9 protein-coding genes are annotated in these 13139 nt (G+C 67.5%); 8 read left to right on the top strand and 1 reads right to left on the bottom strand.

All coding sequences use genetic code 11. The features are described 5' to 3' along the window. Positions 1 to 194: 194 nt before the first annotated feature. The 5 genes from EOE66_RS10120 to rlmD all read left to right on the top strand — a co-directional run bounded on the left by EOE66_RS10120 (position 195) and on the right by rlmD (position 7199). Positions 195 to 3122 carry a TonB-dependent receptor domain-containing protein gene (locus EOE66_RS10120; RefSeq protein ID WP_128228571.1) on the top strand — a complete coding sequence of 976 codons (2928 nt, stop codon included), beginning with the start codon at positions 195 to 197 and terminating at the stop codon, positions 3120 to 3122. Between the two features lie 74 nt (positions 3123 to 3196). After that, positions 3197 to 3967 (top strand): 5'/3'-nucleotidase SurE, encoded by a 771-nt coding sequence (gene surE, locus EOE66_RS10115; RefSeq protein WP_128228570.1) that lies wholly within the window; start codon positions 3197 to 3199, stop codon positions 3965 to 3967. Continuing rightward, positions 3964 to 4815, top strand: coding sequence for a protein-L-isoaspartate(D-aspartate) O-methyltransferase (locus EOE66_RS10110; protein WP_128228569.1), 852 nt, complete (start codon positions 3964 to 3966; stop codon positions 4813 to 4815). Before surE ends, EOE66_RS10110 begins: the two co-directional genes overlap by 4 nt. Before the next feature lie 44 nt (positions 4816 to 4859). Next, the gene (locus EOE66_RS10105; protein WP_245478987.1) at positions 4860 to 5777 is read left to right on the top strand and encodes a peptidoglycan DD-metalloendopeptidase family protein; all 918 of its coding nucleotides are present in this window, start codon (positions 4860 to 4862) and stop codon (positions 5775 to 5777) included. A gap of 30 nt (positions 5778 to 5807) precedes the next feature. Then, on the top strand, positions 5808 to 7199 hold the full coding sequence (rlmD, locus tag EOE66_RS10100) for a 23S rRNA (uracil(1939)-C(5))-methyltransferase RlmD (protein WP_128228567.1): 1392 nt from the start codon (positions 5808 to 5810) through the stop codon (positions 7197 to 7199). Between the two features lie 66 nt (positions 7200 to 7265). On the opposite strand, the gene EOE66_RS10095 is transcribed toward rlmD, so the two are convergent. Beyond that, complete coding sequence (locus EOE66_RS10095) at positions 7266 to 7961, bottom strand: Bax inhibitor-1 family protein (protein ID WP_128228566.1); 696 nt, start codon at positions 7959 to 7961, stop codon at positions 7266 to 7268. A 134-nt stretch (positions 7962 to 8095) separates the two neighbouring features. Between EOE66_RS10095 and EOE66_RS10090 the strand changes: the two genes are divergently transcribed. From EOE66_RS10090 to carB, 3 genes are all read left to right on the top strand, one after another. Beyond that, positions 8096 to 8500, top strand: a complete 405-nt coding sequence (locus tag EOE66_RS10090; RefSeq protein ID WP_128228565.1) for a GlcG/HbpS family heme-binding protein — start codon at positions 8096 to 8098, stop codon at positions 8498 to 8500. A 178-nt stretch (positions 8501 to 8678) separates the two neighbouring features. Next, the gene (gene carA, locus EOE66_RS10085; protein ID WP_128228980.1) at positions 8679 to 9839 is read left to right on the top strand and encodes a glutamine-hydrolyzing carbamoyl-phosphate synthase small subunit; all 1161 of its coding nucleotides are present in this window, start codon (positions 8679 to 8681) and stop codon (positions 9837 to 9839) included. Then, positions 9832 to 13110, top strand: coding sequence for a carbamoyl-phosphate synthase large subunit (gene carB / locus EOE66_RS10080; protein ID WP_128228564.1), 3279 nt, complete (start codon positions 9832 to 9834; stop codon positions 13108 to 13110). Before carA ends, carB begins: the two co-directional genes overlap by 8 nt. Positions 13111 to 13139 lie beyond the last annotated feature (29 nt).

Here is a 13139-nt window from a genome sequence, read left to right as displayed (position 1 = left end):
CGCCTGGATGTGTGACGCCTGGGTCACGCGGAGCCCCCAACTGCGGGCCGGTCCGGGCCGGGGGCCTGGATCCTTGCCGTGACAATAAGTTCACACGATGCCTGCGCGGGGGTCGTGCGTGCCCGTCTGGGCGCGCGACAGACGCCGCGGCGAGTGAATTGACTGAGCAACTACTCACCAGGAGTCCGATTCACATGTTCAAGAAGACCAAAGTCTGCACCGGCGCCCTCTTGGCGCTGGGCGGCGCTCTGCTGGCGACCTCGATGCCCGTCGTCGCCCAGACGGCAGAGCGCGTCGAGATCACCGGTTCGCGCATCCGCACCCTGGGTGCGGTGTCGAACAGCCCGATCTCCAGCGTCAGCGCTGCCGAACTCAACACCACCCAGCCGGTGGCCGTTGAAGAAGTCGTGCGCAGCCTGCCGGCCACCACGCCGGCCATTGGCGCCAACACCAACAACGGCTCGGGCGGTGGTGCCACCATCCAGCTGCGCGGCCTCGGTACGAACCGCACCCTGGTGCTGGTCAACGGCCGCCGCATGGTGCCGTTCAACCTGGCTGGCGTCGTCGACACCAACTCGATCCCTGTCTCGCTGCTGGAGCGCGTGGACATCGTCACCGGCGGCGCTTCGGCCGTGTACGGTGCCGACGCCGTGGCCGGTGTCGTGAACTTCGTTCTGAAGAAGAACTTCCAGGGCGTCGAAGCCTCGGGCTCCTACGGCGTTTCTGAAGAAGGCGACGCCAAGCGCTATCGCACCGACCTGACCCTGGGCGCCGGCTTTGCCGAAGGCAAGGGCAACGTCGCGCTGAGCGTCGGCCAGGCCAAGACCAACCCGCTGACCCAGGGCGAGCGCCCGTTCAGCGTCTTCTCGATCACTTCGACCAGTGGCGCGCCTGGCGGCTCGGGCACCACCGTGCCTTCGGCCTTCACGATCGCACGCCCGTCGAACATCCCCGCCGCCGACTGGAACGCCGGCCTCAACGGCGCGCTGCCGGGCAGCCGCCAGATCAACCCGGCCACGGGCACGCTGGGCGCCGCCAACGCGGTGAACCTGTACAACTTCAACCCGCCCAACTATTTCATCACGCCGCTGGATCGCACCCAGATGACGGCGTTGGCCGAGTACACGATCAACGACAACGCGCAGGTCTACGCCGACCTGTTCTACACGCGTTCGAAGGTCGAGCTGAACCTGGCCGCCACGGGCACCTTCAACAACCTGTACGACGTGCCCATCGGCAACCCGTACATCCCGACGGCCATGCGCAACCAGCTGTGCGCGGCCTACCAGATCGCCGCCGCCGGCTGCGTCTCTGGCGCGGGTGGCACGACCATCGTGCAGATGCAGATCAACCGCCGCATCACCGAGATCGGCCCCCGCATTAACACCTTCGACAACGAGACCTCGCAGTACACGGTGGGCGTGAAGGGCACGCTGCCCTTCCTGAGCAACTGGGGCTATGACGCCTACATGACCAGTGGCCGCGCCTTCCAGGTCAGCACCCGCATCAACTGGGGTTCCCTGGCCCGTTCGCGCCAGGCGCTGAACGCGCTGAGCACCACGGCTTGTACCAACACCGCCAACGGCTGCGTGCCGCTGAACGTGTTCGGCGCCGAAGGCTCCATCACCCCGGCCATGCTGGCCTTCTTCAACGTCAACGCCATCCAGCAGCAGACGGTGACGCAGAAGGTCTACTCGGCCAGCTTCTCCGGCGACCTGGGTCCGATCAAGAGCCCGCTGGCCAAGGCCCCCATCTCTCTGGCCATCGGTGCCGAGCAGCGCACCACTTTCGGTGGCAACGCGTCTGACGGCCCGTCGCAGATCCAGGGCGAAGTTCTGGGCACCGGCGCGCCGCTGCCTGACCGCAGCGGTACGCTGAAGCTGGATGAAGGCTTCTTCGAAGCCATCATCCCCGTGCTGGCCGATTTCCCGGCCGCCAAGGCGCTGAACCTGGAAGCCGGCTTCCGCACGACGAAGTTCACGTCGGGCAACTCGAGCAAGAACTACGACAGCTGGAAGTACGGCGGCGAGTGGACCCCGATCAAGGGCCTGCGCTTCCGCGCGATGAAGCAGCGCGCCACCCGCGCCCCGAACGTGAACGAGCTGTACGCCCCGGTGGTGTCGGGCCTGGCGAACCTGCAGGTCGACCCCTGCGCCGGCAACAACATCAGCGCGGCACAGGCCAACACGCCTGGCACGCTGTCGGCGCTTTGCGTCCAGACCGGCGTGCCCCTGGGCCAGGTCGGCGCCGTGCCGCAGCCTTCGGCGGGCCAGATCAACGTGGTGGCCGGTGGCAACCCGAACCTGGGCCCCGAGGAAGCCGACACGTCGACCGTCGGCTTCGTGTTCGAGCCCGACTTCGTGCCGGGTCTGTCGGTCTCTCTGGACTACTACCAGATCACGATCAACAAGTCGGTGAGCGCCGCGACGGCACCGCAGGTGATCAACGGCTGCTACACCACCGCGCTGAACCCCGGCCTGGGCTTCAACTCGCTGTGCGGCCTGATCGGTCGCAGCCCGGTGGACGGCACCTTCAACGGTGGCACCGCGCGCGGCGTGAACACCTCGACGTCGAACCTCGGCACCGACTGGACCGCTGGCTACGACCTCGAAGTGCGTTACCGCCTGCCGCTGCGCAGCCTGGGTCTGGACGCCAAGTGGGGCCGTGTCGACCTCGCCCTGAGCGCCAACCAGGTGACGAAGTACGAGTTCCAGACCATCCCTGGCGTGCCTCTGCTGGACTGCCTGGGCTTCTACGGCACGAGCTGCGGCGGCCCGAACTACAAGACCAAGTTCACGCAGCGTGGCAGCTGGAACGTGGGTGACTGGAACTTCGCCTACAACTGGAAGTACGTGGGCAAGGTCATCGAGGAGCCGGGCGGCACGAACTACCTGCCCCAGTTCTCGACCGTCAAGGCCTACAGCTACGTCGACCTGACCGTGGACTGGAACGTCACCAAGAACCTGAAGCTGAAGCTCTCGGTGGCCAACGCCTTCGACAAGAAGCCGCCGGAAGTGGGCAGCACGATCGGCACCACCGCGACGAACAGCGGCAACACCTTCCCGTCGTACTACGACGTGGTCGGCCGCGCCTACACCATCGGCGCCACGCTCAAGTTCTGATCCAGAACCGACAGCGGTACGAACAAGGCGGGCCTCGGCCCGCCTTTTTCTTGCTCCCTACAATCTGAAGCCCTATGCGCATCCTCATTGCCAACGACGACGGTTATCTCGCCACGGGGCTGGCAGCCCTGGTGCAAGCCTGCGAGGGCCTGGGCGAGATCACGGTCTTCGCCCCCGAGCAGAACGCCAGCGGCACCAGCAACGCGCTGACGCTCGGCCGGCCGCTCAATATCTTTCAGGCCAGGGGGGCGCGCGGACACGCCGTGCACGTCGTCAACGGCACGCCTTCGGACTGCGTGCATCTGGCGCTGACCGGGGTGATGAGCCAGCGGCCCGACCTCGTGCTCTCGGGCATCAACAACGGCGCCAACATGGGCGACGACACGCTCTACTCCGGCACCGTGGCGGCGGCCATGGAGGGTTATCTTTTCGGGGTGCCAGCCATCGCCTTCTCGCAGGCCGAGAAGGGCTGGGGTGAGATCGATGCCGCGGCGGCCACCGCGCGGGCCATCGTCGAACAGGTGCTTTCGCAGGTGCGCCTGGACGGAGCGCCCTGGCTGCTGAACGTGAACATCCCGAACCGTGCCGACGCGCTGCAACTGCCGCGTGTCGTCACGCGGCTGGGCCGGCGCCACGCCAGCGAGCCCGTGATCCGGCAGACCAACCCGCGCGGCGAACCCATCTACTGGATCGGCCCGGCCGGCGATGCGCGCGAATGCGGCGAAGGCACCGATTTCCATGCCGTGGCGCAAGGCCGCGTGTCCATCACGCCGCTGCAGGTCGACCTCACCGACCATGCCGCGCTCGGCCTGTGGGCCGCGCGCACGGCGCAGCCCGCAGCATGACGGCTGCACCGCCGCGACCACCGCGCTCGCCGCGTTTCCCGCTGGGCCTGGATCGTGTGCACGCGCGGCCCGAGGGCCGCACGCGCGGCACGGGTGGCGAAGTGCTGCGCCCGCAGGCGCCGCTGCAGCACGCCGCACAGGCTGCTGCACAACAGGCGGCGGGGCGCCATCAGCCCAGCGGCCTGGGCCTTGATTCCGCCGCGGTGCGGCAGCGCATGGTGCAGCGGCTGCGCGCCGATGGCGTGCGCGTTGAGGCGGTGCTGCAGGCCTTCGCGACGGTGGAGCGCCACCGCTTCGTCGATAGCGCGCTGGCCATCCAGGCCTACGAAGACACCGCATTGCCGATCGGCCTGTCTCAGACCATCAGCAAGCCTTCGGTGGTGGCTCGCATGCTCACGCTGTTGTTCGAGGGGCAGAGCGCCCGCGCACAGGGCCACCTCGGGCGTGTGCTGGAGATCGGCACCGGGTGCGGCTACCAGGCTGCCCTGCTGGCCCTGCTGGGCCGCAGCGTGGTCTCCATCGAGCGCCTGCGCGGTCTGCACGACAAGGCCGTCGAGAACCTGGATGGCCAGCGTCTGGGCGACCTGCGCCTGGTTTATGGCGATGGCCGACTTGGCCATGCGCCGCGGGCGCCGTTCGACAGCATCGTGGCCGCCGCAGGCGGCGAAGACCTGCCGCCCGCCTGGTTGGAGCAGTTGGCCGTCGGCGGTCGCCTGGTCGCTCCGATGCACGACGCCCAGCGCGGGGGCCAGGGCTTGCTCGTCATCGACCGACAGACCGATGGGCAACTGCAGCGCCAGTGGCTCGATGCCGTGCATTTCGTCCCCCTAAAATCCGGCGCTGCATGAACGTGAACCCGCAGATCTGCCCACACCACCACGGCGCCCGCGCCGTGCCCGCAACGCTTGCATGGCGCGCGGCGCTGGCGGTGGCCGTGCTGGGCCTGGCGGCCTGCGCCTCGCCCACTCACCGCGCTCCGGTGGAAGACCGCACCTCGGTCGGTCAGCCGCGTTCGCCGCTGCCAGCCCCAGGCGCGGCGCCAGCCTCGGCGGCAGGTGCCAGCACCTCGACCGCCGCCGAAACCGCGCCGCCGCGCTTGCCCGCGGGCGCAGAGAACGCCGGCAAGCCGGGCTACTACACCGTCAAGCCGGGCGACACGCTGATCCGCGTGGGCCTGGAGAACGGTCAGAACTGGCGCGACATCGCCCGCTGGAACGGCCTGACCCAACCGAACGTGATCGAGGTCGGGCAGGTGCTGCGTGTGGTGCCGCCGCAAGCCGACGCCAACGGCGTCGTGGCACGTCCGGTGGCACCTTCCGGACGTGTGGAAAGCCGCCCGCTCGACAGCGCCGCGCCCCGCCCCGAAACGCCGAGCGCCGGCGCGTCGACCCCGGCCGCGTCGGCGCCCACCGCGACGCCGCCGGTGGCGCGCGACGGCGACGACGATCTGAACTGGCTCTGGCCAGCCGCCGGTCCAGTGCTGACGGGCTTCGACGAAGTCAAGAGCAAGGGCCTGGCCATCGGTGGCAAGGCCGGTGACCCGGTGCTCGCGGCAGCCGACGGCCGCGTCGTGTATGCCGGCGCAGGTTTGCGGGGCTACGGCAACCTGGTGATCGTCAAGCACAACGCCACTTACCTGACCGCCTACGCGCACAACCAGACCTTGCTGGTGAAGGAAGACCAAGCCGTGCGCCGCGGTCAGAAGATCGCGGAGATGGGTTCCAGCGATGCCGAGCGCGTGCAATTGCACTTCGAGATCCGCCGGCAGGGCAAGCCTGTCGATCCCGCCCGCCTGTTGCCCTCGCGCTGAGCGCTCCACCGCTCTTCCATTCCAGCATCGATGAGCAGCGGATTTGATTGGCTCGAGGTCGAGTCGCTCGACCTTGAAGCCCAGGGCATCGCGCACCGGCCCAAGCCCGAGGGTGCAGAAGGACTCGAAGGCGAGGGCGGCGGCAAGGTCGTCTTCATCGAGGGCGCGCTGCCCGGCGAGCGCGTCCAGGTGCAGGTCTCTCGAAAGAAGAACAGCTGGGAGCAGGGCACCATGTCGGCGCTGGGCCGCGAGAGCCCGCAGCGTGTACGCCCGGGTTGCCCCCACTTCGGCCTGCACGCGGGTGCCTGCGGTGGCTGCAAGATGCAGCACCTGCACCCCTCGGCCCAGGTGGCCGTGAAGCAGCGGGTGCTGGAAGACAACCTCTGGCACTTGGCCAAGGTCGAGGCCGACCGTCTGCTGCGCCCCATCGAAGGCCCGGCTTGGGGTTACCGGGATCGCGCTCGCCTGTCTGTTCGCTACGTGCACAAGAAGGGCACGGTGCTCATCGGCTTTCATGAGCGCAAGTCGCGCTACGTGGCCGACATGCAGGTCTGCCCCGTGCTGCCGCCCAAGGTCAGCGCGATGCTCATGCCTCTGCGGGCGCTGATCGGCAGCATGGAGCTGCGCGAGCAGATGCCGCAGATCGAACTCGCCGCTGGCGACGGCCCTGACGGTCCCGTGACAGCCCTGGTGCTGCGCAACCTCGCGCCACTGACGCCGGGCGATGCCCAGCGCCTGCGCGACTTCGCGGCAGTGCACGCGGTGCAGTGGTGGCTGCAGCCCAAGGGGCCGGACACCGTGCACCTGCTCGACGAAGGCGGTCCCGAGCTGGCCTACCGCCTGCCCGAGTACGGCATCACGATGCCTTTCAAGCCCACCGACTTCACCCAGGTCAACCCACACATCAACCGCGTGCTGGTCGACCGCGCCCTGAAGCTGCTGGACGTGCAGGCCGACGATCAGGTCATCGACTGGTTCTGCGGGCTCGGCAACTTCACGCTGCCGCTCGCCACGCGCGCCGCCGGCGTGCTGGGCATCGAAGGCAGCGAGACGCTGGTGGCCCGCGCGCGGGCCAACTCGCAGCGCAACGGTCTGGCGCACAAGACCCGTTTCGAGGCGCGCAACCTCTTCGAGATCACGCCTGCCGATCTGAAAGCCGCCGGCCCCGTGCAGCGATGGTTGATCGACCCGCCGCGAGAAGGCGCCTTCGCGCTGGCCAAGGCGGTGGCCGACCTGCACGCCGAGGGCGGTTTCGAGCTGCCACGGCGCATCGTCTACGTCAGTTGCAACCCGGCCACGTTGGCCCGTGACGCCGGCCTGCTGGTGCACCAGGGCGGCTACCGCTGCAGTCTGGCGGGCGTGGTGAACATGTTCCCGCACACGGCCCACGTGGAGAGCATGGCTGTCTTCGACCGCCTCTGAAAGCCCACGCGGCAGGCAAGAAAAAACGGGGCCCGAGGGCCCCGTTCGTCTTGGGCGTTGAACGCCTTATTCGCGCTCGCCGCCGAAGATGCCCAGCAGCGCCAACAGGTTGCTGAACACGTTGTAAAGGCTCAGGTACACGCCCAGCGTTGCGGTGATGTAGTTCGTCTCTTCACCATCTTGCACGCGCTTCAGGTCGTGCAGGATGAAGAACGAGAAGATGCCGATCGCCAGCACCGACAGTGTGATCATCAGCGCGCTGCTCTGGATGAAGAGGTTGGCGATGCCAGCCACCAGCAGCAGGATGACGCCGATGAACATGAACTTGCCCATCTGCGACAGGTCACGCTTGATCACCGTGCTCAGGCTGGCCATGCCCAGGAACACCGCACCCGTGCCGGCGAAGGCCGTCATGATCAGGCTGGCGCCGTTGTTCAGGCCCAGCACCGCGCCCACCAAGCGCGACAGCATCAGGCCCATGAAGAAGGTGAAGCCCAGCAGGATGGGCACGCCCGCTGCCGAGTTCTTGAACTTCTCGATGGCGAACATGAAGCCGAAGGCGCCACCCAGGAACAGGATCATGCTCAGGCCCATGCCCATGCCGCGGAGCATGCCGGTCTGCACGCCCACCCAGGCACCCAGCACCGTGGGCACCATCGACAGGGCCAGCAACCAGTAGGTGTTGCGCAGCACGCGGTTGCGCTGCGCCGCCAGCGCGCCGCTACCGGCCACGCCTGGATAGTTCTGCACGCTTTCGTTCATGGAACAACCTCCGGGAAGTGAATGACGCGCCGAGTTTGGCGCAGGCCATGATTCTACGGAGCCGGGGCCTACCCGGGCATGCCCTTAGCAAGAGCCACGTCTTAGGCGGCAGCGGGCGCGTTATCGTCACGGCCATGAAAACCAAACCCATGCTCACCCTGGAAGACGTGCGCGCCATCGCCGCCGCCGCTGAAGCCGAGGCCCTGAAGAACCAGTGGTCCGTGTCCATCGCCATCGTCGACGACGGTGGGCACCTGATGTGGATGCAGCGCCTGGACGGCACGGCGCCGATCTCGTCCGAGATCGCTCCTGCCAAAGCCCGCACGGCGGCGCTGGGCCGCCGTGAGAGCCGCATCTACGAAGAGATGATCAACGGCGGCCGCGTTTCCTTCCTCAGCGTGCCGGCGCTTCAAGGCATGCTCGAAGGCGGCGTACCCATCGTGGTGGAAGGTCAGGTCGTGGGTGCCATTGGCGTGAGCGGCGTGAAGTCGACCGAAGACGCGCAGATCGCGCGGGCCGGCATCGCAGCCCTCGGGTAAGCCCAGGGGCATCGTCGGCCCGGCTATACTCCGGCGGTTTACCCGCTAACAACGCAGCCCTAGCGAAACTCCGCAGTCGGTTTCCCCTCGGACCCTGGCCTCGCACCCTGCGCAAGCAGGGGCAAAGTCCAGGCGCTGGGTGCGTGCGAACCCCGGAGCTTTGCCTTTGCTGCCGTCACTGGTCCCCCCGCTGCCCCCTGCGCTGCTCGCCCTCGCAGATGGCACCACCTTCCACGGCACAAGCGTCGGTGCCCCTGGCCACACGGTCGGTGAAGTGGTGTTCAACACCGCGCTCACCGGCTACCAGGAGATCCTCACCGACCCGAGTTACTGCCGCCAGATCGTCACGCTGACCTACCCGCACATCGGCAACGTCGGCATCAATGCCGAGGACGTCGAGGCCGCCCGGGTTCACGCGGCTGGCTTGATCGTCAAGGACGTTTCGCTGCGCGTCTCGAACTTCCGCGCCACGATGAGCCTGCCTGAATACCTGGCGCAGCAGGGCACCGTGGCCATCGCCGCCATCGACACGCGCCGCCTCACGCGTGTGCTGCGCACCACCGGCGCGCAGAACGGCTGCATCGTGGCCTTCCCAGTCGGCCACACCGTCACCGCCGAGGATGTGGCTGGTGCCGTCGCCAAGGCCCAGGCCGCGCCGTCGATGGCCGGCCTGGACCTGGCACAGGTGGTTTCGGCCGCCGAGCCCTACCGCTGGACGCAGACCGAGTGGCAACTCGGCAGCGGCTACGGCGAACTGGCCGACGCGAAGTTCCACGTCGTGGCCTACGACTTCGGCGTGAAGTTCAACATTCTTCGCATGCTGGCCAGCCGCGGCTGCCGCGTGACGGTGGTTCCGGCCAAGACGTCTGCCGCCGAGGTGCTGAAACTCCAGCCCGACGGCATCTTCCTCAGCAACGGTCCCGGCGACCCCGAGCCCTGCACCTACGCCATCAACGCCGCCCGCGAACTCATCGAAACCGGCACGCCCACCTTCGGCATCTGCCTTGGCCACCAGATCATGGCGCTGGCCAGCGGTGCCAAGACCTTCAAGATGAAGTTTGGCCACCACGGTGCCAACCACCCGGTGAAAGACCTCGACACCGGCCGCGTCAGCATCACCAGCCAGAACCACGGTTTCGCGGTGGACGAGAAGACGCTGCCCGCGAACCTGCGCCCCACGCACATCAGCCTGTTCGACGGCACGTTGCAGGGCCTGGCGCGCAGCGACAAGCCGGCCTTCTGCTTCCAGGGCCACCCCGAGGCCAGCCCCGGGCCGCACGACATCGCCTACCTGTTCGATCGCTTCACGACGCTGATGGCGGAGAAGAAGAATGCCTAAGCGCACCGACCTCAAGACCATCCTCATCATCGGTGCCGGCCCGATCGTCATCGGCCAGGCCTGCGAATTCGACTATTCCGGCGCCCAGGCCTGCAAGGCGCTGCGCGAAGAGGGCTACCGCGTGGTGCTGGTCAACAGCAACCCCGCGACCATCATGACCGACCCCGGCATGGCGGACGCCACCTACATCGAGCCCATCACCTGGCAGGTGGTGGAGAAGATCATCGCGAAGGAAAGGCCCGACGCCATCCTGCCCACCATGGGCGGCCAGACGGCGCTGAACTGCGCGCTCGACCTGCACCGCCACGGCGTGCTGGCGAAGTACGGCGTGGAGATGATCGGTGCCAACGAGCACGCCATCGAGAAGGCCGAAGACCGCATGAAGTTCAAGGACGCGATGACGTCCATCGGCCTCGATTCGGCCAAGAGCGGCATCGCGCACAGCATGGATGAGGCGCTGGCGGTGCAAAAGCGCATCCAGGCCGAGATCGGCGGCACCGGCTTCCCCATGGTCATCCGCCCCAGCTTCACGATGGGCGGCACAGGTGGCGGCATCGCCTACAACCCGGAAGAGTTCGAAGAGATCTGCAAGCGCGGCCTGGACCTCTCGCCCACCAAGGAACTGCTGATCGAGGAAAGTCTCATCGGCTGGAAAGAGTTCGAGATGGAAGTCGTGCGCGACCGCGCCGACAACTGCATCATCGTGTGCAGCATCGAGAACCTCGACCCCATGGGCATCCACACCGGTGACAGCATCACCGTGGCCCCGGCGCAGACGCTCACCGACAAGGAATACCAGGTGATGCGCAACGCCAGCATCGCCATCCTGCGCGAGATCGGCGTCGACACGGGCGGCTCCAACGTGCAGTTCTCGGTCAACCCGCAGAACGGCCGACTCATCGTGATCGAGATGAACCCGCGTGTGTCGCGTTCGTCGGCGCTGGCCTCCAAGGCCACGGGCTTTCCGATCGCCAAGGTGGCGGCCAAGCTGGCCGTGGGCTACACGCTCGACGAGCTGCGCAACGACATCACCGGTGGCGCCACGCCGGCGAGCTTCGAGCCCAGCATCGACTACGTGGTGACGAAGATCCCGCGTTTCGCCTTCGAGAAGTTCCCGGCTGCCGACCCCCACCTCACCACGCAGATGAAGAGCGTGGGCGAGGTGATGGCCATCGGCCGCACCTTCCAGGAGAGCTTCCAGAAGGCGCTGCGCGGCCTGGAGACCGGCATCGACGGCCTGACCGAACGCAGCACCGACCGCGACGAGATCATCGACGAGATCGGCAACCCCGGCCCCGAGCGCATCCTGTTCCTGGCCGACGCCTTCCGCGTGGGCATGAGCCTGGAGGAGGTGTTCGAGGAGACCGCGGTCGACCCCTGGTTCCTGGCGCAGATCCAGGAACTGATCCAGCTCGAGCAGCAGCTCAAGAGTCGCACGCTGGAGAGCCTGAGCGAAACCGAACTGCGCTACGTCAAGCGCAAGGGCTTCAGCGACCGCCGCCTGGCCAAGCTGATGGCCACGCACCAGCACGCCGTGCGCGAACGCCGCCACGCACTCAACGTGCGCCCGGTCTACAAGCGCGTGGACACCTGCGCGGCCGAGTTCGCCACGCAAACGGCGTACATGTACAGCAGCTACGACGAAGAGTGTGAAGCCGCGCCGTCGAACAAGAAGAAGATCATGGTGCTGGGCGGCGGGCCCAACCGCATCGGCCAGGGCATCGAGTTCGACTACTGCTGCGTGCACGCCGCTCTCGCCATGCGCGAAGACGGCTACGAGACCATCATGGTCAACTGCAACCCGGAGACGGTGTCCACCGACTACGACACGTCGGACCGCCTGTACTTCGAGCCGGTGACGCTGGAAGACGTACTGGAGATCGTGGCCAAAGAGCAGCCCCTGGGCGTGATCGTGCAGTACGGCGGGCAGACGCCGCTGAAGCTGGCGCTCGACCTGGAACGTGCCGGCGTGCCCATCATCGGCACCAGCCCCGACAGCATCGACATCGCTGAAGACCGCGAGCGTTTCCAGAAGCTGCTGCACGAACTGGGCCTCAAGCAGCCGCCCAACCGCACCGCGCGCACCGAAGAGCAGGCGTTGGCCCTGGCGCAGGAGATCGGCTACCCGCTGGTGGTGCGCCCGAGCTACGTGCTGGGCGGCCGCGCGATGGAGATCGTGCACGGCGACAAGGACCTGAACCGCTACATGCGCGAAGCCGTGCAGGTCAGCGAGAAGAGCCCGGTGCTGCTGGACCGCTTTCTTGACGACGCCATCGAGGTGGACGTCGACTGCATCAGCGACGGGACCGAGGTGATGATCGGCGGCATCATGGAACACGTGGAAGCCGCCGGCATCCACAGCGGTGATTCGGCCTGCTCGCTGCCGCCCTACACGCTGAGCGCCAAGCTGCAGGACGAGATGCGTCGCCAGGCCACGGTGATGGCAAAGGCGCTGAAGGTGGTGGGGCTGATGAACACGCAGTTCGCCATCCAGGGCGAGGGCGACGATGCCGTCGTCTACGTGCTGGAAGTGAACCCGCGCGCCAGCCGCACCGTGCCCTACGTCAGCAAGGCCACGGGCCAGGCCCTGGCCAAGATCGCGGCCCGCTGCATGGCCGGCCAGAGCCTGGCCTCGCAGCGCAGCGACGACGGACTGCCGCCGCGCGAGGTGGTGCCGCCTTACTTCAGCATCAAGGAAGCGGTCTTCCCCTTCAACAAGTTCCCGGGCGTGGACCCCATCCTCGGGCCCGAGATGCGATCCACGGGCGAGGTGATGGGCGTGGGCGCCACCTTTGGCGAGGCCATGCTCAAGAGCCAGCTGGGCGCCGGCTCACGCCTGCCCGAGAAGGGCACCGTGGTGATCACGGTGAAGAACAGCGACAAGGCGCGGGCCATCGTCGTGGCGCGTGATCTGGTGGCCCTGGGCTACCAGGTGGTGGCCACCAAGGGCACGGCGGCGGCCATCGGCGAGGCCGGCATCCCGGTGAAGCTGGTGAACAAGGTCAAGGACGGCAGGCCGCACATCGCCGACATGGTGAAGGCCGGCGAGATCCAACTCGTCTACACCACGGTCGATGAAACGCGCACGGCGATCGCCGACTCGCGCTACATCCGCACCGCGGCGCTGGCCAACCGCGTGACCTACTACACCACCATGGCTGGGGCTGAAGCGGCCACCGAGGCGCTGAAGCACCAGGACACGCTGAGCGTGGTGTCGCTGCAGGAGCTGCACGCCCAACTTCGGGCCGTGGCGCCGGGCGAAGTGCACTAAACTCCGCGACTCGTCTTCCGCCGCAGGCC

Source organism: Rubrivivax rivuli, assembly GCF_004016505.1.
GTDB lineage: Bacteria > Pseudomonadota > Gammaproteobacteria > Burkholderiales > Burkholderiaceae_C > Rubrivivax > Rubrivivax rivuli.
Note: the sequence above shows the minus strand (reverse complement) of the source record. Positions and strands in the feature narration are given on the sequence as shown.